Annotated in this window: 25 protein-coding genes and 1 pseudogene; 10 read left to right on the forward strand and 16 right to left on the reverse strand. The window is 66.6% G+C overall.

From position 1 onward, the window contains the following. Positions 1–41: 41 nt before the first annotated feature. The 4 genes and pseudogenes from KBY88_RS05725 to KBY88_RS05740 all read right to left on the reverse strand — a co-directional run. Positions 42–1,010 (reverse strand): annotated as a pseudogene (locus KBY88_RS05725) (acetyl-CoA carboxylase carboxyltransferase subunit alpha); the annotation flags it as partial. Between the two features lie 50 nt (positions 1,011–1,060). Further along, positions 1,061–2,107 carry a long-chain acyl-[acyl-carrier-protein] reductase gene (locus tag KBY88_RS05730; RefSeq protein ID WP_254938952.1) on the reverse strand — a complete coding sequence of 349 codons (1,047 nt, stop codon included), beginning with the start codon at positions 2,105–2,107 and terminating at the stop codon, positions 1,061–1,063. A gap of 94 nt (positions 2,108–2,201) precedes the next feature. Further along, positions 2,202–2,930 carry an aldehyde oxygenase (deformylating) gene (locus KBY88_RS05735; RefSeq protein WP_254938953.1) on the reverse strand — a complete coding sequence of 243 codons (729 nt, stop codon included), beginning with the start codon at positions 2,928–2,930 and terminating at the stop codon, positions 2,202–2,204. Between the two features lie 76 nt (positions 2,931–3,006). Continuing rightward, positions 3,007–3,831, reverse strand: coding sequence for a creatininase family protein (locus KBY88_RS05740; RefSeq protein ID WP_254938954.1), 825 nt, complete (start codon positions 3,829–3,831; stop codon positions 3,007–3,009). Positions 3,832–3,877: 46 nt separating this feature from the next. Between KBY88_RS05740 and KBY88_RS05745 the strand changes: the two genes are divergently transcribed. From KBY88_RS05745 to KBY88_RS05760, 4 genes are all read left to right on the forward strand, one after another. After that, a complete protein-coding gene (locus KBY88_RS05745; protein ID WP_254938955.1) occupies positions 3,878–5,239 on the forward strand; it encodes a S1 RNA-binding domain-containing protein in 1,362 nt (453 codons plus the stop codon). Then, positions 5,236–6,111, forward strand: coding sequence for a Tab2/Atab2 family RNA-binding protein (locus tag KBY88_RS05750; RefSeq protein WP_254938956.1), 876 nt, complete (start codon positions 5,236–5,238; stop codon positions 6,109–6,111). Before KBY88_RS05745 ends, KBY88_RS05750 begins: the two co-directional genes overlap by 4 nt. 8 nt (positions 6,112–6,119) lie before the next feature. After that, positions 6,120–6,923, forward strand: a complete 804-nt coding sequence (pgeF, locus tag KBY88_RS05755; RefSeq protein WP_254938957.1) for a peptidoglycan editing factor PgeF — start codon at positions 6,120–6,122, stop codon at positions 6,921–6,923. Between the two features lie 161 nt (positions 6,924–7,084). Further along, on the forward strand, positions 7,085–7,447 hold the full coding sequence (locus KBY88_RS05760; protein WP_254938958.1) for an AbrB/MazE/SpoVT family DNA-binding domain-containing protein: 363 nt from the start codon (positions 7,085–7,087) through the stop codon (positions 7,445–7,447). Here the strand turns inward: KBY88_RS05760 and KBY88_RS05765 are convergent. The 3 genes from KBY88_RS05765 to KBY88_RS05775 form a co-directional block, all read right to left on the reverse strand. Next, positions 7,386–9,074: an NAD(P)/FAD-dependent oxidoreductase gene (locus KBY88_RS05765; RefSeq protein ID WP_254938959.1), complete on the reverse strand. Its 1,689-nt coding sequence runs from the start codon at positions 9,072–9,074 to the stop codon at positions 7,386–7,388. The two genes, KBY88_RS05760 and KBY88_RS05765, sit on opposite strands and share 62 nt — an antisense overlap. 141 nt (positions 9,075–9,215) lie before the next feature. Next, positions 9,216–11,735: a phosphoenolpyruvate synthase gene (ppsA, locus tag KBY88_RS05770; RefSeq protein WP_254938960.1), complete on the reverse strand. Its 2,520-nt coding sequence runs from the start codon at positions 11,733–11,735 to the stop codon at positions 9,216–9,218. A 6-nt stretch (positions 11,736–11,741) separates the two neighbouring features. Then, positions 11,742–12,878, reverse strand: a complete 1,137-nt coding sequence (locus KBY88_RS05775) for an ABC transporter substrate-binding protein (RefSeq protein ID WP_254938961.1) — start codon at positions 12,876–12,878, stop codon at positions 11,742–11,744. 73 nt (positions 12,879–12,951) lie between these two features. Between KBY88_RS05775 and KBY88_RS05780 the strand changes: the two genes are divergently transcribed. Next, positions 12,952–13,725 carry a Tic22 family protein gene (locus tag KBY88_RS05780; RefSeq protein WP_254938962.1) on the forward strand — a complete coding sequence of 258 codons (774 nt, stop codon included), beginning with the start codon at positions 12,952–12,954 and terminating at the stop codon, positions 13,723–13,725. A 130-nt stretch (positions 13,726–13,855) separates the two neighbouring features. Here KBY88_RS05780 and KBY88_RS05785 read toward each other — a convergent pair whose 3' ends face one another. From KBY88_RS05785 to hemH, 5 genes are all read right to left on the reverse strand, one after another. Continuing rightward, positions 13,856–14,056, reverse strand: coding sequence for a GIVxVP protein (locus KBY88_RS05785; RefSeq protein ID WP_254938963.1), 201 nt, complete (start codon positions 14,054–14,056; stop codon positions 13,856–13,858). Beyond that, complete coding sequence (locus tag KBY88_RS05790) at positions 14,053–14,445, reverse strand: hypothetical protein (protein WP_254938964.1); 393 nt, start codon at positions 14,443–14,445, stop codon at positions 14,053–14,055. The genes KBY88_RS05785 and KBY88_RS05790 overlap by 4 nt, the downstream gene beginning before the upstream one ends. 41 nt (positions 14,446–14,486) lie before the next feature. Then, complete coding sequence (gene ilvB / locus KBY88_RS05795) at positions 14,487–16,340, reverse strand: biosynthetic-type acetolactate synthase large subunit (protein WP_254938965.1); 1,854 nt, start codon at positions 16,338–16,340, stop codon at positions 14,487–14,489. Between the two features lie 97 nt (positions 16,341–16,437). After that, entirely contained in the window at positions 16,438–16,971 is a 534-nt protein-coding gene (locus KBY88_RS05800) for a M23 family metallopeptidase (protein WP_254938966.1), read from the reverse strand. Positions 16,972–16,976: 5 nt separating this feature from the next. Further along, positions 16,977–18,152 carry a ferrochelatase gene (hemH, locus tag KBY88_RS05805; RefSeq protein ID WP_254938967.1) on the reverse strand — a complete coding sequence of 392 codons (1,176 nt, stop codon included), beginning with the start codon at positions 18,150–18,152 and terminating at the stop codon, positions 16,977–16,979. Between the two features lie 101 nt (positions 18,153–18,253). Here hemH and KBY88_RS05810 point away from each other — a divergent pair, with 101 nt between their 5' ends. The 5 genes from KBY88_RS05810 (at position 18,254) to KBY88_RS05830 (ending at position 22,687) form a co-directional block, all read left to right on the forward strand. Then, on the forward strand, positions 18,254–19,489 hold the full coding sequence (locus KBY88_RS05810) for a site-specific integrase (protein ID WP_254938968.1): 1,236 nt from the start codon (positions 18,254–18,256) through the stop codon (positions 19,487–19,489). Between the two features lie 9 nt (positions 19,490–19,498). Continuing rightward, positions 19,499–20,170 (forward strand): cob(I)yrinic acid a,c-diamide adenosyltransferase, encoded by a 672-nt coding sequence (cobO, locus tag KBY88_RS05815; protein ID WP_254938969.1) that lies wholly within the window; start codon positions 19,499–19,501, stop codon positions 20,168–20,170. 112 nt (positions 20,171–20,282) lie between these two features. Then, a complete protein-coding gene (pyrH, locus tag KBY88_RS05820) occupies positions 20,283–20,996 on the forward strand; it encodes a UMP kinase (RefSeq protein ID WP_254938970.1) in 714 nt (237 codons plus the stop codon). A 27-nt stretch (positions 20,997–21,023) separates the two neighbouring features. Then, positions 21,024–21,563 (forward strand): ribosome recycling factor, encoded by a 540-nt coding sequence (gene frr, locus KBY88_RS05825; protein WP_254938971.1) that lies wholly within the window; start codon positions 21,024–21,026, stop codon positions 21,561–21,563. Continuing rightward, the gene (locus tag KBY88_RS05830) at positions 21,560–22,687 is read left to right on the forward strand and encodes a geranylgeranyl reductase family protein (protein ID WP_254938972.1); all 1,128 of its coding nucleotides are present in this window, start codon (positions 21,560–21,562) and stop codon (positions 22,685–22,687) included. Before frr ends, KBY88_RS05830 begins: the two co-directional genes overlap by 4 nt. Positions 22,688–22,734: 47 nt before the next feature. On the opposite strand, the gene KBY88_RS05835 is transcribed toward KBY88_RS05830, so the two are convergent. The 4 genes from KBY88_RS05835 to KBY88_RS05850 form a co-directional block, all read right to left on the reverse strand. After that, positions 22,735–23,106, reverse strand: a complete 372-nt coding sequence (locus KBY88_RS05835) for a Crp/Fnr family transcriptional regulator (protein WP_254938973.1) — start codon at positions 23,104–23,106, stop codon at positions 22,735–22,737. Between the two features lie 86 nt (positions 23,107–23,192). Continuing rightward, entirely contained in the window at positions 23,193–24,368 is a 1,176-nt protein-coding gene (locus tag KBY88_RS05840; RefSeq protein ID WP_254938974.1) for a transaldolase, read from the reverse strand. Between the two features lie 153 nt (positions 24,369–24,521). After that, the gene (locus KBY88_RS05845) at positions 24,522–26,315 is read right to left on the reverse strand and encodes a peptidoglycan D,D-transpeptidase FtsI family protein (RefSeq protein WP_254938975.1); all 1,794 of its coding nucleotides are present in this window, start codon (positions 26,313–26,315) and stop codon (positions 24,522–24,524) included. Positions 26,316–26,318: 3 nt separating this feature from the next. After that, on the reverse strand, positions 26,319–26,765 hold the full coding sequence (locus KBY88_RS05850; protein WP_254938976.1) for a hypothetical protein: 447 nt from the start codon (positions 26,763–26,765) through the stop codon (positions 26,319–26,321). Between the last annotated feature and the right edge of the window lie 35 nt (positions 26,766–26,800).

A 26,800-nucleotide genomic window follows, 5' to 3' on the forward strand; every position in this document is an offset into this window, starting at 1 on the left:
GGCTGTGCGTCGGAGGCGTCAGCGGCCGACTCCGGCACGGACGATCCCGCTGATTCCAGGAAACGGCCCATTCGCCTGAACTTCGTGTAGCGCTCCTCAAGGAGCTGGCTCTGGCTGCGCGCCTTGAGCTCGTCCAGGTTCTGGAGCAAGGCCTGCTGAAGGGCGCCTGCGGCCTCCAGGGGTGCCCAGTGGTTGCCGCCGGAGGGTTCACGGATCACCGCATCGATCACCCCGAGCTTGAGCAGGTCGGGGGCCGTGATCTTGAGGGCGGCGGCGGCAGCAGGGGCCTTGGCGGCGTCGCGCCAGAGGATTGAGGCGCAGGCTTCTGGACTGGCCACGGTGTAGACGCTGTGCTCGAACATCAATAGTCGGTCGGCCACACCGATGCCCAGGGCGCCGCCGGAGCCCCCCTCGCCAATGACCGTGGCGATGATCGGCACGCGAAGCCGGAACATCTCACGCAGGTTCACGGCGATGGCTTCCCCTTGCCCCTGCTCCTCTGCCAGCACCCCGGCGTAGGCGCCGGGGGTGTCGATGAAGCTCAGGATGGGCAAGCGAAAGCGGTCGGCGTGTTCCATCAGGCGGAGGGCCTTGCGGTAGCCCCCTGGTGAGGCCATGCCGAAATTGCGCGCCACATTTTCCTTGGTGTCGCGTCCCTTCTGGTGGCCGATCAGCACCACGGCCTGATCGCCGAGGCGCCCCACGCCACCGATCAGGGCTTGGTCGTCGGAGCCCCGCCGGTCGCCATGGAGCTCGTACCACTCCTCGGTGATCAGCTGGATGTAGTCGAGGGTGCTGGGCCGCTGAGGATGGCGCGCGACCTGGATCTTCTGGGCTGGGGTCAGGGCACTGAAGATGTCCTCGCGGCGGCGGGCCGCCAGGGTTTCCAGCTGCACCAGTTGCTGGCTCACATCCACTTCAGAATCCTTCGCCAGTTGTCGGATCTGCTCGATCTGCTCCTCGAGCTCCACCAGGGGTTTCTCGAACGCGAGCAGGGGGCGGCGGGCCATGGGTCGGGGGAGAGAGAACGGCGCTGGGCGAGACGGTTGGCGAAACGGAATCAGACGGTCGCCAGGGAACCAAGTTGGGCGGGAGTGAGTCCCAGGGCCTGGAAGCCGTGGCGCACCGAGGCCTTGCCGATCTTCTCCATGTTGGCCAGGGTGATGTTGTTGCGGCCCCAGCTGAAGTTGGTGTGCCAGTTTTCGAAGTCAAGCAACATCGCTTCGGCGAAGCACGCGAAGAGTTGGCGCTGGGGATTGGCCATTTCGGCCACTTCCATCATCTGCCAGCCGATGTCCTGCCAGAACTCGACGATGCCACCCTTGAGCACGTGCACCCCGTTGCCGGCCACCTTGGTGTCCAGGTTCTTGGGGTAGCCGCCGTCGATCATCAGGCAGGGTTTCGGCAGGCGGGCGGCGTCGATTTCCAGGGTCTGGGGCAGGCTGGCCACCCACACCACCACATCGGCTTCGGCAAGGGCCGGTGCCAGCTCGAGGATGCGGCCGCCACCGAGCTCGCCCTGCAGATCCAGAAGGGGTAGAGCCTGACGCGCCACCAGCAGAAGTTCCGCCACCCCGGTGTGCTGTTGCAGCCAGCGGCAGACGGCGCTGCCGATGTCACCGGTGGCACCGACCACGGCCACCTTGGCGCGGTTGAGCTCAATGCCCACCAGGGGAGCGTTGGTTTCGACCTGGCGGCAGATCACCCAGGCGGTGTGGGTGTTGCCGGTGGTGAAGCGCGACCACTCAAGCATCGTGGAGCGAATCTGCTGGAACTGAAGCAGCTTGAAATTCTCAAAGATGATCGAGGTGAAGCCCCCCAGGGCAGTGATGTCGATGCCGCTTTTCTGGGCCAGCTCCATGGCGTTGAGGACCTTGCGCCGAGCCGTTTTGAAGCGGCTGAGCATCTCCGGCACGAAGCAGGAGTCGATGTAGGAGCCTTGGATCGTGGCGCCCGTGGGGCTGGTGACCTGGATGGTTTCCAGCAGCTGGGGCGGGGCACTGCACCACATGTCCAGATCGCCATCGGCATAGTCGTCGTAGCCGAGGGTGCGGGCCTTGTGGCGTGCTTCCTCAAAACTGCTGGAGTGACCGATCAGACCAAACATGCGCGGCGAATGAACGGAGGCGGGACATGGAACCAGTGGAGCATGCGGCGTTACCGACCTCGCCTGGGGGCAAGGATCCATTCGGCCGGGGAGCTCAGACCAGGGCCGCCGCTGCCATCCGGGCAATTTCGCGGGTGCTGAACCCGATGTGGGTGAGCGCTTCTTGGTAGGCGATCAGGAAATCTTCGATGAGGTCTTCCTTGTCCATCTGAAGCACGGCCGCGTCGGAGGCCACGCGATCGAGCATCGTGCGAACCAGGGGCAGGTTGGCCCGATTGGCCTGCTCAAGTTCAGCGCGGCTGGCCTCGAAATTGGCCTTCAACCACTCCTGGCCGTAGTTGAGATGGGTGTATTCGTCCTTGACGACCCCTTCTGTGATTTTGCGGGCGAAGGGATCGGCGACGGGAATGTAGATATGATAAGCCGCGATGGCGAAGGCCTCGATCAGCAAGGCCTGGATCAGCAGGCACGTAACCACTTTGCCTTCGCTGAGGGCACTCTGAAAATTGTTGCGCAGGGGTGAGAAGAATTCCCGGCCGAAGTCCATGTCTGCTTCCACCGCAAGGTTCTTGCCGCAGGCGGTGAAGCCCTTCATGTGCTTGAGCTCCATGCGTGCCAGACGATCGAGCTCTTCGGCCTGATCGGGGAGCAAGGTGCCGAGGGAGATGTAGTTGTCGTGGGCTTCCTGTTCGCCCTCGATCACGATGGCGTTAATCCGGCTGTAGGCGTCCTTGTAGGAGGCACTGCCGAAATCTGGCAAATTCGTGCCGGAAACCCCGAGGGAGGCGGTATCCAGGCCCGCGTCTGATTCGAGGATCGGCATGGCGTCCTTGCATCGCTAGAGAAGTCTCGACTTTAGCCATCACCGCCAGGCCCCGCCTGACGGGTCTCCACCTGACTCAGGGGGCAGGGGCCTCCGCTGATGGGGCCGACGGACCTCCGCTCGGCCGTGGCGGCCAGGTGCTGGTCAGCAGATTGGTGAGCAGGCGGCTCCAGCCCTCCACCAAAGCCTCGTTCAAGGACGCTCCCAGGGCCTGGCTGGCGCCGGAGGCATCGCCAACAACGCCAGAGTTGGAGAGATCGCCCGTGAGCCAGGCCTCGGGTACTGGCCCCTCCAGGCTCCAACCGGGGGGGGGCGGGCTGCTGAGCTGACCGTCCCGTGGTCGGTCGGGCCCAACGTGTTTCGGGTCCAGATGGAGCATCAGGCTGGTTTCCGCCAGGCCCGCATGCAGGCCTTCGCTGCGCTCGGGTTCCGGGAGCTGGGCGCTGACACCCTCTGGGCCACTCCACAGAAAGCAAGGCAGCACCGCCAGCTCAGGATGCAAGGCCCGCAGTTGCCGGGCCGCCGCCTGCAGCAGGCCGATCTGGCCGCCATGGCCGTTGAACAGCACCAGACGCTCGAAGCCCGTTCGCGCCAGATCCGCTCCCACCTGCAGCACCAGCGCGATCAGCAGCTCCGCCGGCAGGCTCACGGTGCCGGGGAAAGCCTGGTGTTCGGGGGAGAAGCCGAACGGGCAAAGGGGCAGCCGCCAGATCGGCAACTGCGGTTCCAGCCGTTCCAGCACGGCGCTGGCGATCCGCTCGGCGAACAGCCCGTCGGTGCCAAGCGGCAGATGGGGGCCGTGCTGCTCGAAGGCGCCCAGGGGCCAGAGCACCGTGCTGCCCTCCCGGCGGGCGGCCCCCTGCACATCGGGCCAGGCCATGTGAGCCAGGGAGCGTTTCATCCGAGGGGTCGTCTCTAGAGTGGAAGGCTGTCACCTTTTCCAGGCCATGGCCGGATCCGGCAACCCGCAGCCGCCTCAACCGGCCCGTTCACCCCGGCCCCTCCCGCCCCAGGCGGCCCGGCCGCCGGCCGCTCCACCCGTGGCGGGAGCCCCCTCCCGTCAACCCCTTCAGGTGCTGCACATCAGCAAGCGCGAAGAGCAGCAACAGCTTGAGCAACAGGCCGCTGCCGCCCGGGCCGAAGCCGAGGTGGCCCTCCAGCGCGCTGCCGACCTTGAGAACGCTGCCCGGGTGGCCCGCGGTGAGGCGCCTCTGCAGGCCCCCGTTCGGCCAGCTGCCTCCACCAGGTCGGTGGCAAGAAAGCTCGACTCCCCCGGTGATGACGCCCTGTTCGATCTGGGTGAGCTTGAGGGGCTCACGATGGCCGACCTGCTGGGTCCCGCCGACAAGCGCTCGAAGGGGGGGCGTTCCGCCCCCGCCTCGGCGCCCGCCCCAGCGGTCAGCACCGCCCGCAGTGTCGATGATTTCGACTTCGACGAGGAGGCCTTCCTGGCCGCCCTCGACGAGAACGAGCCCGTGGGGACCACCGGAGAGGTGGTCAGCGGTGTCGTGATCGGCCCGGAGAGTGATGGGGTCTACGTGGACATCGGAGGCAAGGCCCCTGCGTTCATGCCCAAGGGCGAATGCGGTCTCGGGGTGATCACCAACCTCAAGGAGCGTTTCCCCAAGGGACTGACGATCGAGGTGTTGGTCACGCGTGAGCAGAACGCTGACGGGATGGTCACGGTCAGTTGCCGGGCCCTGGCGCTTCGACAGAGCTGGGACAAGGTCAAGCAGCTGGAAAAGGACGGCAAGGTTGTGCAGGTGAAGATCACCGGCTTCAACAGGGGTGGTGTCACCGGCGATCTCGAGGGCCTACGGGCCTTCATTCCCCGCTCCCAGCTGCAGGAGGGGGAGAACCACGAAGCCCTGGTGGGCCGAACGCTCGGCCTGGCCTTCCTCGAGGTCAACGGTGACACCCGCAAGCTGGTCCTCTCGGAAAAGCGCGCCGCCATTTCCGCCCGCTTCTCCGATCTGGAAGTGGGTCAGTTGGTGGAGGGCCAGGTGGTTTCGGTGAAGCCCTACGGCTTCTTCGTCGATCTGGGCGGAGTGAGCGGACTGTTGCACCACTCCGCTGTCACCGGCGGAAGCCTGCGGGAGCTGCGGGAGGTGTTCGACCAAGGGGATCGGGTCAAGGCCCTGATCACCGAGCTGGATCCTGGCCGCGGACGCATCGCTTTGAACACCGCCCTGCTGGAGGGCCAACCTGGAGAACTGCTGGTCGAGAAGGAGAAGGTGATGGCTGAAGCGGTCGATCGGGCCAACCGAGCCCGCAGCGTGCTGCGCCAGCAGGAGCAGAACGCCGGATGATCACGGCCGTCCTCGCCGACTGGGAACTCGATTACTACTCCAGGCCGGTGCTTGAGCCGGATGGAAAAAAGCGCTGGGAGCTGTTGATCTGCTCAAGCCCCGCCCTGGATCGAGCTGAACCGTTTTTTCGCTGGCACCTCACCTGCCCCGCCGGCAGCGTTAACTCGGCCTGGCTCAAGGGGGCCCTCGATCAGGCCCTGGCCGAGGCCAGCGCCCAGGGCTTTGCTCCCCCCCGCCGCCTGCGCTGCTGGCGCGGTTCGATGCGCACCATGGTGCAGCGGGCTGCGGAGCAACTGGGCCTCGATGTGATTCCCTCCCGCCGCTGCTATGCCCTGGTGGAGTGGCTGCAGGAGCGCCAGCGCTCGGTGTATCCCCAGGAGCCTGGTTTCCTGGCCGGGCCCCTGGCGCCGCCCCCCACCGCCATTCAGCCCCTGGCGTTGCCCCTGCCCGAGACGGTGCGCGGGGACAGTTGGGATTGGGCCACGATTCCCCTGGGCGATCTGCGCGACGCCGCCCAGTGGCCGATCGGATTCTCTGGTTTGGTGGCCCTGCCGGAAGGGCTTGATCCCGCCGCCCCCGTCCAGGGGGTGCGCCTGTTCAGCCGCACCCGAGCCCTGGCCATCGCCGGTTGGCTGGCGGGGTTGGAGCCGGTGCGACTGGAGATCACGGGAGAACAGCTGGTGCTGGAGGCGGGGATCGAATCCCGCTGGCTGCTGGCCAACCTTGGGGCCGATGAGGCTGCGGCAGCGACGCAGGCCTTTCGTTCCGCCCGCGAGCAGGCTGGCGGGGTGCAGTTCATCGCTGTGCAGGCCAGCGTCAGCGAGCCGCGGTTGGAGGGGTTCTGGCTGCTGCGGGACCTGCCCGATCCCTGAGTTCAGCCATGGCTGAGGCCATCGATCCTCCCTTTGATCGCCCCGATGTGGGCTTCAACGCCCTGGAGGGCTGGAGCTGGATTGGCTGTTATGGGGGCTACTACCTGCAGTGCGATCGGCTCGCTGAATTCGAGCACGGCTTCTTCACCCGCCAGTGGTCGGGCAGGGGACCCGAGGTCCTCGCCGGTGTCATCAGTGCCGGCGTGAGTGTGCACCGACCCAGCCAGATCCATGGCGCCGTGGTTCTTCCGGCCTCCCAGGCCCCTTCAGCCCCCTGGCCGGAGGCGGATGGGCTGGTGAGTGATCAAGGCGGCCAGAGTCTTTGGGTTTGTGGCGCCGACTGTCCGCCGGTGCTGATCGCTGATCCCGCCAGTGGCCGGGTGGCGGCTTGCCACGCCGGTTGGCGGGGGATGGCCGCGCGGATTCTCCCAGCGGCGATCGAGCAGTTGGTGCGCTCAGGCAGCCTCCGCGAGCACCTGCAGGTGGCCTTGGGTCCGGCGATCAGCGGCACCAACTACCAGGTGGAGCGACGGGTCAGCGAGCAGGTGGCCCTGGCCCTCGGCGGTGATGACCTTTCCGAGCGGTTCGCGGCCCTCGAAGCGGTTTCTGCAATTGTCCCTGACGGGGAACCAGGTCGCGATCGGCTCGATCTTCGTTTGGCGATTCGGCTGCAACTGGAGCGCGAGGGGATTACCGCGGACGCGATCAGTGCCTGTCCGCTCTGCACGTTTGAGGAGCCTCTGCTGTTCCATTCCTGGCGGCGGGATCAGGTCAAGGCCGTTCAGTGGAGTGGCATCGTTGCCCAGTCTTAATAGTCCAATATTGGGTCAAGGTGTTCCATGCGAACGTATGGCCGTTGTGGGCAGGCCCCCAGGGGAGAGGGGGAGAATGTTGATCCGCCGAGTATCACCTTTGGACGCAACGCAAGCTGCCGATGAGGTGAGAAGATGGGGCTGTTCGCACACATTCGACCATGCTCACAGGTGCTGATCTTCTGGCAAAGGTCAAGGAATTAGGAGACTCTGGCAAATCGGAGATCGTGCGGGCCTGCGGTTACGTCTCTAGCAAGAAAGACGGCAGTGAGCGGCTGAATTTCACGGCCTTCTATGAAGCGCTTCTGGCAGCGAAAGGCGTTGATTTTGCCGCAGGGAGCAAGACCTCCAAAGGGGGGCGCAAGCTCAGCTACACCACCAAGGTTCAATTCAACGGTAACCTCATGGTTGGTAAGGCCTACACCTCCATCCTCGATCTTTCCCCCGGCGATGAGTTCGAGATCAAGCTGGGTCGCAAGCAGATTCGTCTGGTGCCCCTGGGAAGTGACGACGATGAAGAGTGAGCGCCACGGCCTCGGCCACCTCGATCCCATCGATCGCCGCTGAGAGGATGCCGCCGGCATAGCCTGCTCCCTCACCCGCTGGATAGAGCCCGGCAGTGTTGGTGCTCTCGAATGTCTCACTCCGCGGCAAGCGCAGCGGTGACGAGGTGCGGGTTTCCACGCCTGTCAGCACGGCACCAGCCATGGCGAATCCTGGGATCCTTCGCTCGAAGGCAGGCAAGGCCTCCCGGATCGCCGTGATCACTTCGCCCGGCAAGCTTGCACCCAGATCCGTGAACCGCACCCCAGGGGCATAGGAGGGTCGCACCGCTCCGCAGCCCTCCGAGGGCTGGCCGGCGAGGAAATCCTCAAGCCGCTGGCCCGGTGCCTGGTAGGTACCTCCACCCAGGGCAAAGGCTTTGGCTTCCCAATGGCGCTGAAACGCCACTCCCGCCAGGGGGTCCCCGGGACCGATGCCGAAGGGAGCCACGTCGTCTGGGGTGATGCCCACCACGATGGCGCTGTTGGCGTTGCGCTCGTTGCGGGAGTGCTGGCTCATCCCGTTGGTCACCACACCCCCGGCTTCGGAGGCGGCCCCCACCACCAGTCCCCCCGGGCACATGCAAAAGCTGTAGGCCGTTCGGCCATTGCTGGCGTGGTGCACGAGCTTGTACTCCGCTGCCCCAAGCAGCGGATGGCCGGCGCGGGCCCCCCAGCGGGCCTGATCGATCAGGGACTGGGGATGCTCAATGCGCAGCCCCACCGCAAACGGTTTGAGCTCCATGGCCACCCCCTGGCTGTGGAGGCCAGCGAAGGTGTCCCGGGCGCTGTGACCGATCGCCAGAACCACCTGTTCCGCCTCCAGGGAACGGCCATCGACGAGCTTCACGCCCACGACCCGGCGTCCGCTGCCCGCGCCCTCGATCAACAGCCGCTCCACCCGACTCGAGAAGCGCACCTCACCTCCGAGCGCTTCGATGCGGGCGCGCAGATTGCGCACCACCGTGGCCAGCTTGAAGGTGCCGATGTGGGGCCTGTGCAGGCTCAGGATCTCCGGGTTGGCTCCGCTAGCCACCAATTCCTCCAGCACCTTGCGGCCGATGTGGCGCGGATCACGCACCTGGCTGTAGAGCTTGCCGTCGGAAAAGGTGCCTGCTCCGCCCTCGCCGAACTGGGCATTGGATTCGGGGTCGAAGGGGCTGGTGCCGCGCCAGAACCCGAAGGTGTCCGCGCTGCGCTCCTTCACAGCTTTGCCGCGCTCCAGCAGCACCGGCCGAAAGCCCATCTGGGCCAGCAGCAGGGCAGCGAAGTAGCCGCAGGGACCGGCCCCGACCACGATCGGCCGCCGTTCGCCGCCTGATCCCCAGTGTTCCGGGGCCCTGGCGACGGGCCTGTAGCGCGTGTCGGGACTCGGCTGGATCTGGGGGTCGCCACTGAAGCGCCGCAGCACTGCCGCCTCACCCTTCACTTCAAGATCCAGCCCGTAGCTCAGCTGAATGGCCTGACGCTTGCGCGCGTCGATGCTGCGCTTGACGACCGTGTGGCTGAGCAGATCGGCGGCGGGGAGGCGCAGGCGCCGCAACACAGCCGCCACCAGGGCGTCCTCGTCATGGTCGAGGGGCAGCCTCAGCGCGTTCAGCCGCAGCACCTGAGCCCCTGGAGCGCAAGGGAACATTCCAGCATCCAACGGAACACCGGCGACGCCAGGGGATCGATGCCACCCTTGGGCCACGGTCCTCCCTTGTCATGTCGCTGACCCACTGCCCGCTCTGTGTTGCCCTGGCGGTGCTCAGCCTTCTGCGCTCGGGGGCCCATCTGCTCCTGCTGTGGCAGCGCTACCAGCCAGCTCCGCTTCAATCGCCGCCACCGACAGGCGCGTGGCCAGGAGCACATCCGGGTTGAGGCTGATCGAGTCGATGCCCTCCTCGATCAAGAAGCGCGCGAACTCCGGGTAGTCGCTCGGAGCCTGGCCGCAGATGCCGATTTTGCGGCCGTTGCGCTTTGCCCCGCGGATCGCCAGGCGGATCAGCTCGGTGACGGCCTCCTGGCGTTCATCGAACAGCTCGGCCACCAGGGCCGAATCCCGATCCAGGCCGAGGGTCAGCTGGGTAAGGTCGTTGGAGCCGATCGAGAAACCATCGAAGCGCTGGGCAAAAGCATCGATCGCGATCACATTGCTGGGCAGTTCGCACATCACGTACACCTGCAGGCCGGCTCGGCCACGCTCCAGCCCGTGGCAGGCCATTTCCGCCAGCACCCGATCGGCCTCCTCGGGGGTGCGGCAGAAGGGCACCATCGGGATCACCTGATCGAGCCCCATCGTTTCGCGCACCCGCCGCAGGGCCTGGCATTCGAGGGCGAAGGCTTCTTTGAACCCGGGGGAGCCGTAGCGCGAGGCCCCCCGCCAGCCGAGCATCGGATTTTCCTCACTCGGCTCGAACCAGCGGCCCCCCAGCAGGTTGGCGTACTCGTTGCTCTTGAAGTCGGAGAAGCGCAGGATCACCGGCCGGGGGTGGAAGGCGGCGGCGATGCGGCCCATGCCCTGGCTGAGCAGATCGACGTAGTAGTCGGCGGGGTGGTCGTAGCCGACCGTGAGCTCAGCGATCGCCTGCCGTTCGCCTGGATCCTCCACCTGCTCCGGGGCCAGCAGCGCCATCGGATGAACGCGGATGTGGTTGGCGATGATGAATTCCAGCCGCGCCAGGCCCACGCCATCGCAGGGGATGGCCGCCAGCTTCAGGGCCTCCTCGGGGTTGCCCACGTTCATCAGGATCTGGGTGCGGGTTGCGGGTAGATCGTTCAGCGCCGTTTCCTCAAGCCGAAAATCAAGCGCCCCGCGGTAGATCTGGCCCTCATCCCCTTCGCAGCAGCTGGCGGTGATCGTTGCGCCGTCGGGGATGGTCCTGCTGCCGTCGCCGGTGCCGACGATGGCGGTGATCCCCATCTCCCGGGCGATGATCGCGGCATGGCACGTGCGGCCCCCCTGGTCGGTGATCACGCCGCTGGCACGCTTGAGAATTGGCTCCCAGTCGGGGTCGGTGCGGACAGTGACGAGCAGATCGCCGCTCTCGAACTGATCGATCTGGCTGGGGTTGTCGATCACCTTGGCGCGGCCGCTGCTCACGGAGGCGCCGATGGCGCGGCCATGGCTGAGGCGCTCTGCGTGGTGCGGCTCCAGGTGCCAGCGACGCAGCACCGCCCCTGAGCGGCGCGACTCGACGGTTTCCGGCCTGGCCTGGAGGATGAACAACTCGCCGGTGAGGCCGTCTTTGCCCCACTCGATGTCCATGGGAGTGGCGGTGCCGTGCACTTCGGAGTAGTGGGCCTCGATGCGGCAGGCCCAGGTCGCCAGGGTGAGGGCCTCATCGTCGCTGAGGGCAAAGCACAGGCGCTCCGCCTCAGGCACGCTCCTGTTGAGGGTGGTGGCAGCTTCCAGGGCTGAACTGTGGCCTTGGTCGGTGGAGGTGGCGTAGACCATGCGAATAGCCTTGCTGCCCAGCCGGCGGCTGAGGATCGGCCGGTGCCCCGTCAGCAGGGTGGGCTTGAAGATCAGCCATTCATCGGGGTTCACAGCCCCTTGCACCACGTTTTCCCCCAGGCCGTAGGCGGCGGTGAGCAGCACCGCGTCCCGGAAGCCGGTTTCGGTGTCGAGGGTGAAGAGCACGCCGGAGCTGGCCAGGTCGGAGCGCACCATGCGCTGAACACCGATCGAGAGGGCCACCTCGTCGTGGCGGTAGCCGTGCAGTTGGCGGTACGAGATCGCCCGGTCCGTGAACAGGGAGGCGAAGCAGCGGTGGCAGGCCTTCAGCAGGGCCTCCTCCCCCTGGATGTTCAGGTACGTCTCCTGCTGGCCGGCAAAGCTGGCCTCGGGCAGGTCTTCGGCCGTGGCGCTGGAGCGCACTGCCACCACGGGAGACTCGGGTGTTCGCCGGCCCGCCGGCATGGCTTCCGCCAATCGCCTGTAGCCCGCGCGGATCGCCGCCACGAGCTCGTCGGGCAGCGGTGCCGCCAGAAGCAGGTGCCGAGCCCCCAGACCGGCGGCCTGCAGGGCGCGCAAATCTGCGACGTCGAGGTTCCCCAGCAGGGCTTCCAGCGGCTCGACCAGGCCGTTGCGCCCCAGGAACAGGCGGTAGGCCGCAGCGGTGGTGGCAAATCCACCCGGCACCATGACTCCGGCCGGAGCGAGTTTCTGGATCAATTCCCCCAGGGAGGCATTCTTTCCACCCACCTGAGAGATGTCCGCCAGACCCACCCGTTCGAGGGGGACCACCAGAGGCGCTGGAGCATTGACAACGGGGCGGATCGCCATGGCACTTCAGGGGCGGGTAGGTCGGTCGCTGAGCTGCAGCTCGGCGTTGGGGGAACCAGCGGGGACCAGATCCAGCTTGCTGGCGGCGCCCTTCAAAGCAAGCTGTTGTCCCGCGCGTCGTAATGCCAGAGAAGAGCAGAGATCCGTGGCGCTCAAACGCGCATTCAGCCAGCGCAGATCCCAGCCCAGCCGGCCCGTGGCCTGAACCGGAACAGCCGCCACCACGGTGAGTTGACCGGCGTCGTATCCGGCGGCCTCCACCAGCCCTGGCGGGTAGCCCCAGCGCCGACGAAAAGCCTGCTCGAACGGCCCCCAGCCGGGCCCCTGGCTGGTGGTGCCAATGCCCAACTGTGGTCGCGCCAGGTCGCGCCAGGTCGCGAAGGGCCACACCAGGGCCAGCGCTTCGGGCCACTGGGCCGCCGCCGCCGCCCGGGCCAGGGGGCTGCCGGGGCGGGTGATCACCATCAGGGCCTGGGGCCTATACCAGCTCACGTCATCGAGAAGCTGGGCCCAGTCCTTGGTCTGGGCGGGATCGACGCGGATCGGTTCCTCCGCGGCGCCGATGGAGCTTCCCCCCGCCAGCTGCAGCGTGCCCACGAAGCGTTCGGCCCATTGCCCCGCTTCGGCGGAGCCATCACGGATCACCATGACCCGCTTCCAACCCCTCGATACCGCTGCGCGAGCCAGTTGGTCCGCGGCCTCGCTGCGCGCAGGCGTGAGCGGCCAGAGCCGCTCCGAGCCTCGCAGGGAGGCAAGCTGCCGCAGGGAAAGTCCCCGTTGCAGAGGCAACAGCACCGTCGCCTCCAGGCGTTCCGCCAGCTGGCCGTAGGCGGCCAAGGGGGCCGCTGGCGGAGCGATCAGCAGCGACAGGGGAGGGCCGGCCTCCAAGGCCCTGAGGGGGTTGGACGCCGGTGGCACCCAGCCCAGGCCCAGCTCCGGGGGCAGCCCTCCACAGACCTCGCTCTGCTCCTGGGCCAGCCGGTAGCCGCGCCGAAGGCCATCCCCCACTCCCGCCAACCGCTGCTCGGAGGGCAACAGCATCACCACAGGCCGGGGCAGCGGTGTGCTCCCGGCCAGGGTTTGCATCCCCAGGAGCGAGGCCAGCACCCCGAGGACCCCAAGAACCCTGCTGCCAGTGGTCATGCCTTGCACCGTCCAGCCAGAGAAAGCTAGGACCGATCCCTTGCTTAGGCTGCTTTGATCCAGCCTTGGACGCATGCGGGCTCGCCTTTCTTCATCCAGCTTTGGCTTGGTCTCCCTTTGGGGACGCCTGGGTGTGGCTTTCGCCGTCGCTTCCCAGCTCAGCTTGGCGACGGGTGGCCTGTTGATGGTCCCTCACCCCGCCCAGGCGATCACCGAAGCGGTGGCGGCCAAGAAGTTGGCGGTGATCCCTGTGTTCGTGCTCACCGACGAGAAGGGCACACCCCTGCCCATTCCCCGGGACAAGGATCTGATCCTTCCCCTCTATCTGGATCGCACCAAGGCCGAGAGCGAACTGGCGGCTTTCAAGAAGGCCAATCCTGCTGTGAAGGCCAAACTGCTGCCGATTCCCCTCAACGTCGCCAACGACAAGATCCTCGAGCTCAACAAGCAACTCAAGGATAAGAAGCTTCTGGGCGCCGTGATCCCCCGTCCCCAGGACCGGGCCGAAGCGGTGAAGCTGCTCAAGCAGCAGGGGCTCACAGATAAAGCCATCGCTGAAGGCCTCAGCGTGCCGGTGTTCTTCACAAGGCCCTTCCTGACGCTCAACACCCCCCAGGGACCCCGGGGGGTGTTTTTCTTCTCCTTTGACGCCCTTGAAAATGCCTTGGCCAAGATTCCCGATCGCCAGAAGCTGATGCCCCAGGCGGCTGATCTTTCCGCCGTGCTGCGCGAGATCATCAAACAGAAGGATGACCTCTACGTGTTCTTCCCCACCCCCGAATACTTCAAACTGGTCCAACAGCAGGGTGGAGCGGCGAAGACCCCTTCGCCCGTGGCCCCGAAGTAGGTCGCTGGGCAAGCAGTAGACGGTGACGGCTCTTAAACTTTCCATCCTCTTGGATGGGGAGCTCAAAAGCCGACCCATGCCAGAGCAGCTCTCGGGAGTGAGTACGGCAGCTGTTCAATCCTGCGGGCGTTCAATCCAGAGGTGTGGGCCGGGATTCGGGCAGCAACTGGATCAACAGCCCGGCGCCCATCAGTACCCCACCGATCGCCAGGGCGACGGGCCGGTTCACGGCAGCCTCCCCTTGCAGCCAAAGACCGGCCGAGAGGAAGGCGCCCCCCAGCAGGAGGCTGGGCACCAGCACAATGCCCTTGGCTGTGCGGTTCAAGCTCATCCTTCAGGGCTGAAGGATGGGTCCGCAGAGCTGAGAGCCCTTGCATTCAGGCAGGCACCCTGGCTGTCTCCCAGCTCCAGGGGCTCTGCGAGGCCCGCCGCCACCAGGACATGGCCGAGGTCTTCTCCTCCGCTGAGAACCGTCACCCTGGCCAGTAGCTCACCGTCGCTCGTCCCCACGGGCCGGAGGTTGACACGGCTGTGGCGGGGCAGCTTTTGGCGGACCAGATTGATGGCTGCGGCCTCTTGGGGCGGACTCACCCGCACGCAGGGCAGACGCACGCCATAGACGCGGTTACGGTCGCCCACCTGGAGCCGCGTCGGGCCCCGTACGGAAAGCACTTCCGCGGCCCAGGAAGCCGAGGGGGAGAGGAGAAGGGAGCTGATCATGATCGCACTCAGTAAGAGAGCGAGCAGGGGGCGGCCAGGGCTCAGAGTTTCGCCCCGCAGCTGGGGCAGAACAGGTGGGCGCTGGCGGTGCTGCTGCCGCAGCTGCCGCATTGCCGAATCGTGTCGATCGCCAGCTCTGGGTGGCTCGGGAGACCCACCATCTGGGCGTTGCTGGCGCCTGGAGGCACCATCGGATAGCAATTTTCGTTGCGGCGCACGACCACATCGATGAACACCGGACCGGGGTGGGCCAGGGCTTCGGCCAGGTCAGCGTGGAGATTCTCACGCTCGCTGATCGTCATGCCCCGGACCCCGAAGGCCTCCGCCAGGGCGGCGAAGTTGGGCATCCCGCCGCTCATTTCTGAGTTGGAATAGCGCTCGCCATAGAAGCTCTCCTGCCATTGGCGCACCATGCCCTGCCAGCCGTTGTTGATCACCACAACCTTCACAGGCAGCCCGTACTGGTTGAGGGTGCCCAGTTCCTGGATGTTCATCAGGATGCTGGCGTCACCGGCCACGCAGATCACCTGTGCCTTGGGGTAGGCCACCTGCACGCCCATGGCCGCCGGCAGGCCGAATCCCATGGTGCCCAGTCCACTGCTGCTGATCCAGTGGCGGGGTCCGTTATGGAGGAACTGGGCCGCCCACATCTGGTGTTGGCCCACATCGGTCGTGATGAAGGCGTGGGGGGCCAGCTCCTGCAGAGCCACCACCACCTCCTGGGGGGCAATGGCGCCTTCAGGGGCGGGCACCACGAGCGGGTAGTGGCGCTTCCAGCTGTCGATGCGCTCCAGCCAGGCCTCGGTGCGGTGACTGGCCGGTTCCCCTTCAGAGGCCGCGAGCAGGGCTTCAAGGGCGTCGCGCACATCGGCGACGATCGGCACCTCCGGCACGCGCACCTTGCCCACCTCGGCGGCGTCGATGTCGATGTGGATCACCTGGGCGCGGGGGGCGAAGCTGTCGACCCGGCCCGTGACTCGGTCATCGAAGCGGGCGCCGACGGCGATCAACAGATCGCACTCCGTCACGGCGAAGTTCGCGTAGGCGGTGCCGTGCATGCCGAGCATCCCGACCGCCAGCGCGGCCTGTTCGTCGAAGGCACCCTTGCCCATCAAGGTGGTGGTGACGGGAAGCCGGAAGCGTTCGGCGAGCGTCTTGACCGCAGCATGGGCCCCCGAGCTGATGGCACCGCCACCCACATAGAGCAGGGGCCTGCGGGCCTGGCGAATCAGCTCCAGGGCCTTGGTGATGGCGGCGGCCTTGGGGGGAGCCGGCAGCTGGTAGCCGGCGGGTTTGGCGCTTCCGGGCGCCACGGGCACGTAGTCGAATTCTTCGAGGCCCACATCCTTGGGCACATCGATCAGCACCGGGCCAGGCCGGCCGCTGGAGGCGATCAGAAAGGCCTCGGCCACAATCCTGCCGATGTCCGCGGGGTCGCGCACCACCCAGGAGTGCTTCACGATCGGCAGGGTGATGCCGAAGATGTCCGTTTCCTGGAAGGCGTCGGTGCCGATCGCCGCACGGCTCACCTGGCCTGTGATCACGACCAGGGGCACCGAGTCCATCTGGGCGGTGGCGATGCCGGTCACCAGGTTGGTGGCACCGGGGCCGGAGGTGCCGAAGCAGACCCCCACCTGGCCGGTGGCGCGGGCGTAGGCGTCGGCGGCATGGGTGCCGCCCTGCTCGTGGCGCACGAGGATGTGGTTGAACCAGCCCCGGCTCTCGGCCTTGTGCAGTTCGTCGTAGATGGGAAGGATCGCCCCGCCGGGGTACCCGAAGATGTGCTTGACCCCATGGCGGTGCAGGGCATCCATCAGGGCGTAGGCCCCGCTGACGCGGCCAGGGACGGGCAGGACGGCGGCTTCCGCCGCAGGGGAAACGGACGTGAGGGTCACGGCTGCGGCAGAACCCAGTCGGTGAGATCGGCTCACCCTAAGGCGTGGTCAAGGCACCGGGGTATGGCGGTCTTGTTTTTCGCTACCCGACCCCGGCTCAACGGCGTCGGCTGAGCACCATCGCCTTGAGGATCACCCCGGGGTTGAGCCATTCGCCCCGGTAACGGATGCCCCAGTGGAGGTGGGGGCCCGTGGTGCGCCCGCTCATGCCCACGTGGGCGATCACCTCGCCGGCACGCACCCTCTGACCCTGGTGGATCGCCAGGGGACCACTGCGGTACCAGCTCCCATTCACTGTGCCGGAGAGATGGCAGTAGATGTGCTCGTAATCCCCTGAACGGATGATCAGGCCGGTGCCGCAGGCCCCATCGCTGAACACATCGCTGACCACTCCGCTCCACCAGTTGCGGATCGGTGAGCCCATCGGAGCGGCGATGTCGAGGCCGTTGTGGGGTTGAGCTGACCCGCCCGGCCCAATCCTTGTGCCGTAGTGGCTGGTGTAACCAAGGAAGGCGGTGACCGGAAACACGCCCCGACTCCAGCCGCCGTTGGCACCAGCCGGCGCCACGGCCAGCGGCAGCGGGGCCAGGGCCAGGGCCAGCATCAGAGCCAGGGGGCGTCGGCGCAGCATGGGCTTCAGAGCAGCCCCAGGGCGTGGAGGGGGCCTTTCCCACTGAGGAGTTCCAGCAGAAAGGCCGAGAAGCCCACCATGGCCAGCCGTCCGTTCCAGACCTCGGAGCTGTTGTTCCAGCCCCAGGACCACTTCTCCTGGGGGTAGAGCTTCACGCGCTTGGGCAATTGGGAGGCCTGGTCGAGGTTGACCTCCGGGCCTGCAATCGACTCCTGGACCAGATCCGCCAGGCCGCTGATAAAGCTGGGAGTGACATCGAGGGCCGGAACCCGTTGGAAGTTGGTGATCCCTGCTTCGGTGGCGATCTCCCGATACTCGATGTCGATCTCCTCGAGCGTTTCGATGTGCTCGCTCACGAAGCTGATCGGCACTACCACCAGCTCCTTGACCCCTTCTTCCCCCAGGCGCACCAGGGCTTCATCGGTATAGGGCTTGAGCCATTCGACCGGTCCCACTCTGCTCTGGTAGGCGAGGGTGAAGGGGTTGCGGTGGCCCAGATCGGCTTCGAGCCTGGCCATGATCAGATCGGCGCAGCTCTCGATCTCCGTTTGATAGGGATCGCCGGCCTCTTCCACGTAGCTCTTGGGCACTCCGTGGGCACTGAAGAAGATGTGGGCGTTGGCTGGATCGGCGCAGGATTGCAGTTGACGGGTGATCAGTTCAGCCATCGCCCCGATGTAGCCAGGGTGGTCATACCAGCTGCGGATGCAGCGGATCGGCAGGTGCGCGAAGGCCGGATCCGCCTGGCGCAGCCGTTGCAGCTCCCGGAAGCTGGAGCCGCTGGTGCTGATCGAGAAGTGGGGGTAGAGGGGCAGCACCACCACTTCGTCCACATGATCGGCTTTGATGTCCGCCACGGCCGATTCGGTGAACGGGTGCCAGTAGCGCATCGCCACGTAGGTGGTGGCCTCCACAGAGCGGGAGCGCAGCTCGCTCTGGAGTTCCCGCGCCTGCTGGTCGGTGATGCGGCGCAGGGGGGAACCGCCGCCGATGGCCTTGTAGGCCTCCTGGGACTTGCTGCTGCGCAGGCTGCTGATCAACCAGGCGAGAGGCTTCTGCAGCAGCGGCGTGGGCAGCCGGATGATCTCCGGGTCGGAGAACAGGTTGTAGAGGAACGGCCCCACGTCCTGGATGCGCTCAGGTCCGCCGAGGTTCAGCAGCAGCACGCCGACCTTGGCCATGCCTGGGGGGGTGGGGAGTGGGCCGAGCGTAACGCTGCCTCAGCACCCCTGGCCGTCGCCGATTCGGCTCGATAGGGTCGGCGCGCCCTTTCGATGCGCCCGTGTCCGCCTCGATCGAGCCCCTGATCCGTGAGCAGAACGCCCTGTTGGCGGCGGGGGGGCTGTCCTTGCGCCTGGAGCTGCGGGGCCAGCGGCTGGGCCTGCGCGGCCCGCTGCCCTGCCGCAGGGGCAGCGGCCGCCACCCGGTGCAACGGATCAGCCTGGGCCTGCCTGCCGATGAGAGCGGCCTGCGCCAGGCCCAGCAGCAGCTGCGCAAGTTGGTGCAGCAGTTGCAGCAGCAACGGTTCCACTGGGCTGATTGGGGATCGGCGCGCCCTGCGGCGCCAGCTGCTTCAGGTGGGATCAGCCCAACAACCCTCCCGGAGCCTCCACCACTTCACTCACGGGCGCGGCTTGACCATGGGGCCCCTTGGCTGGCCGCTTTCGAGCGCAGCTTCCATGGCGAGGCCCGCCGTCGCCACAACCGCGCCGGTACGCTCACCACGTGGCGCAGCGCCTACTTGCCCTACCTGAGGCGGCTGGAGGCCCAGGCCCTGGCGGGTGGTGGGCCGCCTGACGGGGACCTGTTGCTCCAGGTGCTGGAGAGCTATGGCCCCGCCAGCCGCAGCCGCCAGCAGTGCGGCCTTGTGCTGGCGGCCCTGGCCCGTTTTCTCGAGCTGGAGCTGCCGCCCGACTGGGGCCAGCGGGCCGGGGGCTACGGCCTGCACCGGGCCCAGTTCCGCCAGTTGCCCAGTGATGCCGTGATCCTGGAGCTTCTGGAGCGCATCCCCAACCCCCAGTGGCGTCTGGCCTATGGGCTGATGGCCACCTACGGCTTGCGCAACCACGAAGTTTTTTTTTGTGATCTCTCCTCCCTGGCGCCCGGCGGCGATCGGGTCCTGCGGGTGCTTCCCACCAGCAAGACCGGTGAACACCAGGTGTGGCCGTTCCAGCCCGCCTGGGTGGAGCACTTCGACCTCCCCCGCCTCGGGGCGGAGGTCGCCGCCCTGCCCCCCGTCTGCACCGACCTCGGCCGCACCACCCTGCAGCAGGTGGGGCGGCGGGTGGCCGAGCAGTTCCGTCGCTACGGCCTGCCGATCACCCCCTACGACCTGCGCCATGCCTGGGCCGTGCGCACCATCCACATCGGCCTGCCGGACACCGTGGCGGCGCGGATGATGGGCCACTCGGTGACGATCCACACGCGCACCTACCACCACTGGATCACCCGCCGGGATCAACAGCAGGCGGTGGACGCGGCCCTCTCCCGTCAGCGCCAGAGTGCGGCGACCGCCTGACGCCAGCCGATGAGCGCAACGCCCCCCGATCTCGACAAGCTCGCCGGTGAGATCGGCCCCGGTGGATCCCTGGCCCCCGAAGCCGATGCGGAGGGCTATCGCCGCCGCATGGAACGCCGCCGCGCCGTGCAGAGCCAGCGGGTGGGGGAGCGCAACCTCGAAAAGGGGCTGGTGCTGGTCTTCACCGGGGAGGGCAAGGGCAAGACCACCGCGGCCCTGGGGTTGGTGCTGCGCACCCTGGGCCATGGGGAGCGGGTAGCGGTGATTCAGTTCATCAAGGGGGGCTGGCAGCCGGGCGAGGCCCGAGCCCTGCAAGTGTTCGGTGAGGCCCTGCACTGGCAGGCCCTGGGGGAGGGCTTCACCTGGGAGACCCAGGACCGGGAGCGGGACCGCCAGCGGGTGCAGGAGGCGTGGCATGAATCCCTGCGGCACCTGTCCGATCCGGCGCGCAAGTTGGTGGTGCTCGATGAGGTGAATGTGGCCCTCAAACTCGGCTACCTGGAGCTGGAGCAGTTGCTGGAGGGTCTCGACCAACGGCCGCCCCTCACCCATGTCGCACTGACGGGCCGGGGGGCGCCGCCGGCCCTGGTGGAGCGGGCCGATCTGGTGACGGAGATGAAATTGCTGCGCCACCCGTTCCGGGAACAGGGGGTGAAGGCCCAGGCCGGAATCGAGTTCTAGGGCACCGAATCGTGGGCGCCATGGAGGTCGGCAGCGGGGGAATCGCTGCTGGGGTCTGGCCTGGGCCCCTTGCTACTCTGCGGCCGAACGCAGGAGCCGAGCGCTGAACCGGATGGCTTACCAGCGTGTTCTTCTCAAACTCAGCGGCGAGGCGCTGATGGGCGAGCAGGGCTACGGCATTGATCCCGCCATCGTCCAGTGGATCGCCGCCGACGTGGCCGCGGTGGTCGCCGCCGGCACCCAGGTGGCGATCGTGGTGGGGGGCGGCAACATCTTTCGGGGCCTCAAGGGATCCGCCGCCGGCATGGACCGCGCCACCGCCGATTACGTCGGCATGCTGGCCACGGTGATGAACGCCATCAGCCTCCAGGACGCCCTGGAACGCGCTGGGGTGCCCACCCGGGTGCAGACCGCCATCGCCATGCAGGAGGTGGCCGAGCCCTACATCCGCCGCAAGGCGATACGGCACCTGGAAAAGGGCCGCGTGGTGGTCTTCGGGGCCGGCTGCGGCAACCCCTTCTTCACCACCGACACCACCGCTGCCCTGCGAGCCGCAGAGATCAACGCCGAGGTGGTCTTCAAGGCCACCAAAGTGGACGGGGTCTACGACAAGGACCCCGCCAAGTACAGCGATGCCGTGCGTTACGACACGCTCACCTTCCAACAGGTGCTGAGTGGTGAACTGGAAGTGATGGACAGCACCGCCATCGCCCTCTGCAAGGACAACGACATCCCGATCGTCGTGTTCGACCTGTTCGGTCCCGGCAACATCGGCCGCGTCGTGGCCGGTGAAGCGATCGGCACCCGTATCACCCCCTCCCCCTGAGCCTTCCTCTCTTTGGAGCCCCCTCCCATGGACATCGAAGCCAGCATGCAGAAGTCGGTGGAATCCACCCTTCGCACGTTCAATTCGATCCGCACCGGCCGCGCCAATCCCTCCCTGCTCGACAAGATCAGCGTCGAGTACTACGGAGCCGACACACCGCTGAAAGCCCTGGCCACCCTCTCCACCCCCGACGCCCAGACCCTGCAGATCCAGCCCTTCGATGCAGGCTCCATGGGGCTGATCGAAAAAGCGATCGCCACCAGTGACCTCGGACTCACCCCGAATAACGATGGCCGGGTGATCCGCATCAACATCCCGCCCCTCACCGAGGAGCGGCGCAAGGAGTTCTGCAAGCTGGCCGCGAAGTATGCCGAGGAGGGCAAGGTGGCCCTGCGCAACATCCGCCGCGACGCCATCGACAAGGTCAAGCGCAGCGAAAAAGACGCTGAGCTCTCGGAAGATCAGAGCCGCGATGAGCAGGACAAGGTGCAGAAGCTCACCGACCGTTTCATCGCCCTGGTTGAGAAGCACCTGGCCGAGAAGGAAGCCGACATCCTCAAGGTTTGACGCACACCGATGTGATCGTGATCGGCGCCGGAGCCGCTGGAGCCTCCACGGCCTTTCATCTGGCCCAACGGGGCCGAAAGGTGTTGATGCTGGAGCGCGCACGGCTGCCTCGGCCCAAGCCCTGTGGCGGTGGCATGGCGGCTTCGGTGCAGCGCTGGTTCCCCTTCGATCTCGGCCCGGCGGTGGATCGGGTGATCGAGAAGGTGCGCTTCACTTGGTGCCTGGAGGATCCGGTCACTGCAGAGCTGCCGGGTCGTTCCCCGTTCTGGATCGTGCGCCGTTCGGTGCTCGATGCCTTTTTAAGTGCCCAGGCCGTCGCGGCGGGGGCCGAGTTGGAGCAAGGCTGCGCTGTGGAGGCGGTGGAGCGCGATGGGGAGGGATGGCGCGTGCGCACCGCCGCAGGTCGCGATCTGACCGCCCGCGCCCTGGTGGTGGCCGACGGCTCCTCCTCCCGTTTCGCAGCCCCCCTCGGGTTGGGGCCAGCCCGACCCCGCTTCGCCCAGGCGGTCGCCCTGGATGTGGAGGGGGAACAATTGGAGCCGGACACCGCTCGCTTCGAATTTGGCCTGGTGCGCCATGGCTTCTGCTGGGCTTTCCCGCGCCTGGGGGGCACCAGCATCGGCGTGGGCTCCTTCATCGGTCGTGAGCCGCTGCAGGCGAAGCCAGCGCTGGAGCGGCTGTTGCCGACGTTGGGGTTGAACGCAGATGCCCACAACCTCCGCCCCGCGCCTTTGCGCATCTGGGATGGCCACCACGCGCTCCATGGCCCTGGGGCGTTGGCGGTGGGGGATGCGGCCTCGTTGGCGGATCCCTTCCTGGCCGAGGGGTTGCGCCCCGCGTTGCTCAGCGCGACCCGCGCCGCTGAGGCGCTTGACCACTGGCTGGGGGGCGAGGAGCGGGCTCTGGAGGGCTACAGCGCCACGATGCGCAGGGAATGGGGCGACTCCATGGCCTGGGGACGGCGGATCGCCCAGGTGTTCTACCGGTTCCCCAGCGTGGGCTATCAGCTCGGCATCAAGCGCCCCACGGCCCCCGAGCGCATCGCCCAGATCCTCTCGGGGGAGCTGGGCTACGGCGACATCGCCCAACGGGTGATCCGGCGGCTGTTGTTCAAGGGCGCCTGAGCGATCAACCCTTACCCGTCCTGGGCTCAGCCAACGCAGGTTCAGCCTCAGGTGGTGCCCTTGAGGCGGCGGAGGCGCTCGTCGATCGAACCGAGGAGTTCGATCGCGAACATTGGTGACTCTTGGACGGCGAAGAGGAACTTCTCGCGGTTCATCACCAGGATGCGGGAGGGGGTGAGGGCTCGGGCGTTGCCGTAGCGGCGGTGGTCGCCGATCACCAGGGCCCCGGCACCGAAGACATCGCCTTCGCTGATCTGCTCATGGCCTGCTTCGCCGTTCCAGGTCAATTCGACCGTGCCCTCCAATAGACCGAACATGCAGTCCCCGGACTCGCCGGAACGGAAGATCAGTTCGCCCGCCTCGAAATCACGCACCTCACTCTGGTTGGCGAGGGCACGCATGGTGTCGAGAGCATTCACAGGAACACGGTCAAAGAATCAGACCTACTTTCTCGCAGCCGGGTTAAGTCCAGGTGATGTGACGAGCAGATGGCAGGCCCAGCGGCTCAAGTGCTCTGGGCTAGAGCCAGGGCGGCCCCCAGGCCACCGCGCACGTCTTCGCACGCCAGGCGTCCGTCGTGGTCGGTGTCGAGGGCATCGAACACGGCATCGCTGCCCAGCCATTCCTCACGGGTGATGCAGCCGTCGCCATCGAGGTCGTTGAGCAGGAAGATCTCGTGGGCCGCATGGGTGAAGGCGGAGGCGCCCTCCAGTTCGGCCAGCCGATGGGCGAGCTGCGCTTCAAGGGTTTCAATTGCTTTGCTGAAGCCTCGGATCCCCTCGTCGAGTTTCTCGTGGGCCATGGCATCGGCGCCCATGGCGGCCTCAAAGCCGGCCTGATCGAGGTGCACGAGCGCTTCGCTGGCCGCGGGTTCGAGGGCGTTGAGCTTGCGCTCCAGAACTCCCTCGCTGTTGCGCAGCTGATCGAGCAGCTTCGGCGAGATCGTGAGGAGGTCACAGCCGGCGAGCTCGAGGATTTCCTCGATGTTGCGGAAGCTGGCCCCCATCACCTCGGTGTGGTAGCCGTGGGTTTTGAAGTAGTTGAAGATCCGGCTCACCGAGACCACGCCAGGATCTTCTGCCCCGGGATAGTGGTCCCGGCCGGTGGAGGCCTTGTACCAGTCGAGGATGCGCCCGACGAAAGGCGAGATCAAGGTGATGCCGGCCTCGGCGCAGGCCACCGCCTGGGCGAAGTTGAACAGCAGGGTGAGGTTGCAGTGGATGCCCTCCTGCTCCAATTGCTGGGCGGCCTTGATGCCCTCCCAGGTGGATGCCACCTTGATCAGCACGCGCTCGTTGCCGATGCCAGCCTCGTGGTACAGCCCGATCAACTTGCGGGCCTTGGTGATCGTCGCTTCGGTGTCGTAGCTGAGGCGGGCGTCCACTTCGGTGGAAACCCGGCCAGGGACGATCTTGAGGATTTCGCGGCCGAAGATCACACAGATTTCATCGAGGGCTTCGAGCACCACCGCATCGGCGGGGGCCTCGGGGCCGATCACGGCCCGGGCCGAGCGCAAGGCGGTGTCGATCAGGGGCTGGTAGGCAGGAATCTGGGCCGCCGCCAGGATCAAAGAGGGGTTGGTGGTGGCATCCCGGGGCGTGAACTGCTTGATCGCATCGAGATCACCGGTGTCGGCGACCACCACCGTGATGGCAGCGAGCTGGTCCAGCAGGTTGGCCATGGGGAGAGGGAATGGCGCGGATTGGCCCACCGTAGCCAGCTCATCTGGGCCTTTTCGACAGGCCTGGGGAGAGGTGGGGCTGTTTGTGCGTTCCCGCACCTGATCAGCGGGTGCGAGCCGGTCCGCCAACGTGGGTTCCATCGGCCTGTGGGATCAACCCGCGGTTCTGGCCTTGCCTGGTGCGGTTGTCTTGACGGCGCTCTGCGGGGGGCTGGGGGGAATTTTCTCGAGCACCAACAGGGCCTCGACAATCTGTTTGGCCACAGGCACGGCCACGGTGGAACCGTAGGCATTGCCGCCCTGGGGCTCATCCACCACCACCAGCACCACGAAACGGGGATCGTCGATCGGCAGGTGGGCGACAAAGCTGCAGATGCGCGCTCCGGGGATGTAGACCCCGTTGAGAGCTTTCTGGGCGGTGCCTGTTTTGCCGCCGATGCGGTAGCCGGGGATGCGGATGCCCTTGCCGCTGCCTTTCTGCACCACGGTCTCCATCCAGTGGAGCACCGTTTGCGCGACCTTGGGCTGAATCAACTGCAGGCCGCTACTGGCCTGTGCGCCCGCCAACCCATCACCGGAGCGCAGGCCACGGGTGATGTGGGGGCTCACCAGGCGACCGCCGTTGGCGAGCATGGCGTGGAGCTGCAGGAGTTTTAAGGGCGTAAGCGAAAAACCCTGGCCGAAGGCGGCGGTGGCGGGTTCGATCGGTTGGCTGACGAACTCCTGCTCACTCTTGAGCTGACCGGCCACAGCCCCCGGCAGATCGGTGTCGGGGACGGTGTCGATGCCGAATTTGTGCAGCCAGCTCCAGAAATGCCGTGGTTTCACGTGGCGCATGGCCTGCACCATGCCCACGTTGCTGGAGACCTGCAACACGGTGGGGAAGTCCATCACCCCGTTGGCACGCTTGTCGTGGTTGAAGATCGGCCACCCGCCGATGGTGAGCTCACCGTTGTCGACCACAGTGCCGCCCGGATCGATCGCTCCCTCCTGCAGGGCCAGGGCCAGGTTGATCGGCTTGAACGTCGAGCCGGGTTCATAGAGATCCTGGACCGACCACTCGCGAAACAGTGAAGGTGAGTAGGTCCAGAAACGGTTGGGGTTGTAACTGGGAACGGAAGCCAGGGCAAGGATCTCGCCGTTGCGGACGTCCATCACCAGGGCCGCCCCCTTCTTCGCACTCCACTTCTTGACCTGCTTGGCGAGGGCGGCTTGGGCCACCTGCTGCAGGCGGGCGTCCATGGTCAGCTGCAGCCGTAGATCGTCGCCGTAGAGCACCCCTGCCTGGAGCCCATCGGGCAAGGGGGTGCCATCGGCACCGCGGCGAAGGGACAGGGAGGCTTCATGGCGCTTGAGGTCGCTGTCGCGGCTCTGCTCCAGCCCCGCCTGGGGCACGCGCTCCTGGTTCAAGAATCCCACCACGTTGGCGAACAGGCCGCCCTGGGGGTAGATGCGCTGGGGGAAGGGCTCCAGGTCGAGGCCGCTGATGCCGAGGCTTCTCACCCGGTGGGCGGTCTCTGGATCCAGATCCGTCGCCAACTTGACCCCCGAACGGCGTGCCCCGATGGTGTGAAGCAGCTCTTCCTGGGGCAGGGCCAGCACGGTGGCCAACTTGGCACTCACCTCGCCAGGGGAGCGCACACCATTGGGGTCGTCGCCAGGGAAGTTGAAATAGCGAGGATGGGCCCAGAGAATGAAGCGCTCCTCGTCAAGGGCCACCAGGCGACCTTCACGATCGACGATCGTGCGGCGCTTGCCGATCGGAATGACCTTCTGGGTTTGGATGGAGCGGGCGCGCGCTTCCAGGCCTGGGCCTTGGACGATCTGTACCCAGGCCAAGCGCACGGCCAATCCGACGAGGCCCACTGCAAGCAGCACATAGACCGCCAACAGCCTGCCGGCAGGAACGCTGTGCAGGTTGACGACGCGTCGCTCGGCGTTGGTCAAGACTCAGTAACCGGGCAGCACTTGGCGGGTGGTGATGCCTGCCAGCAACGAGGACATGGGTCGGGGAAGAGGCGGTTCCGGTGAGTTCAAATAAACGAGTTTTTCACTGCTGGTGGGCACGAGCAACCCGGGGCGGTGGGCCGCTCCAAGATGGTGTTGCTCGAGCACAGCGGCTGATTCCTGCAGCCGGTGTTCGAGCACTTGGGCGGATTCCAGTCGTTGAAACGATTGGGTCCACTGGGTCTGCCAGTGCAGGGACAGAGCCGCCAGACCCACCATGCTGAGTCCGAGACCGGCCAAGGCTCCATCGGCGACCCGGTGCAGGTTCGCCAGCCAGGGGGCCTGGCGGGCCACCTTGTTGGCGGAAAGGGAGCCTTGGATCAGTTCCAGTGACCGGCGTCCCTTCGTGGGCGCCTGGCGGGGGAGCCGTTGGGAGGGGGCGGCGACCAAAGGACTTGGGGATGACTGGGCCAGTGAACCACGCC

The sequence above is a fragment of the Cyanobium sp. Morenito 9A2 genome (assembly GCF_024345575.1).
In the GTDB taxonomy this organism is placed as follows: Bacteria; Cyanobacteriota; Cyanobacteriia; order PCC-6307; family Cyanobiaceae; genus ATX-6F1.

Bases quoted from the DNA above. Each gene is read 5' to 3' on its own strand.
- KBY88_RS05730 (WP_254938952.1), bottom strand. From the start codon at position 2,107: ATGTTTGGTCTGATCGGTCACTCCAGCAGTTTTGAGGAAGCACGCCAC.
- KBY88_RS05735 (WP_254938953.1), bottom strand. From the start codon at position 2,930: ATGCCGATCCTCGAATCAGACGCGGGCCTGGATACCGCCTCCCTCGGG.
- KBY88_RS05740 (WP_254938954.1), bottom strand. From the start codon at position 3,831: ATGAAACGCTCCCTGGCTCACATGGCCTGGCCCGATGTGCAGGGGGCC.
- KBY88_RS05745 (WP_254938955.1), top strand. From the start codon at position 3,878: ATGGCCGGATCCGGCAACCCGCAGCCGCCTCAACCGGCCCGTTCACCC.
- KBY88_RS05750 (WP_254938956.1), top strand. From the start codon at position 5,236: ATGATCACGGCCGTCCTCGCCGACTGGGAACTCGATTACTACTCCAGG.
- pgeF (WP_254938957.1), top strand. From the start codon at position 6,120: ATGGCTGAGGCCATCGATCCTCCCTTTGATCGCCCCGATGTGGGCTTC.
- KBY88_RS05760 (WP_254938958.1), top strand. From the start codon at position 7,085: ATGCTCACAGGTGCTGATCTTCTGGCAAAGGTCAAGGAATTAGGAGAC.
- ppsA (WP_254938960.1), bottom strand. From the start codon at position 11,735: ATGGCGATCCGCCCCGTTGTCAATGCTCCAGCGCCTCTGGTGGTCCCC.
- KBY88_RS05775 (WP_254938961.1), bottom strand. From the start codon at position 12,878: ATGACCACTGGCAGCAGGGTTCTTGGGGTCCTCGGGGTGCTGGCCTCG.
- KBY88_RS05780 (WP_254938962.1), top strand. From the start codon at position 12,952: ATGCGGGCTCGCCTTTCTTCATCCAGCTTTGGCTTGGTCTCCCTTTGG.
- KBY88_RS05785 (WP_254938963.1), bottom strand. From the start codon at position 14,056: ATGAGCTTGAACCGCACAGCCAAGGGCATTGTGCTGGTGCCCAGCCTC.
- KBY88_RS05790 (WP_254938964.1), bottom strand. From the start codon at position 14,445: ATGATCAGCTCCCTTCTCCTCTCCCCCTCGGCTTCCTGGGCCGCGGAA.
- KBY88_RS05800 (WP_254938966.1), bottom strand. From the start codon at position 16,971: ATGCTGCGCCGACGCCCCCTGGCTCTGATGCTGGCCCTGGCCCTGGCC.
- hemH (WP_254938967.1), bottom strand. From the start codon at position 18,152: ATGGCCAAGGTCGGCGTGCTGCTGCTGAACCTCGGCGGACCTGAGCGC.
- cobO (WP_254938969.1), top strand. From the start codon at position 19,499: ATGAGCGCAACGCCCCCCGATCTCGACAAGCTCGCCGGTGAGATCGGC.
- pyrH (WP_254938970.1), top strand. From the start codon at position 20,283: ATGGCTTACCAGCGTGTTCTTCTCAAACTCAGCGGCGAGGCGCTGATG.
- frr (WP_254938971.1), top strand. From the start codon at position 21,024: ATGGACATCGAAGCCAGCATGCAGAAGTCGGTGGAATCCACCCTTCGC.
- KBY88_RS05840 (WP_254938974.1), bottom strand. From the start codon at position 24,368: ATGGCCAACCTGCTGGACCAGCTCGCTGCCATCACGGTGGTGGTCGCC.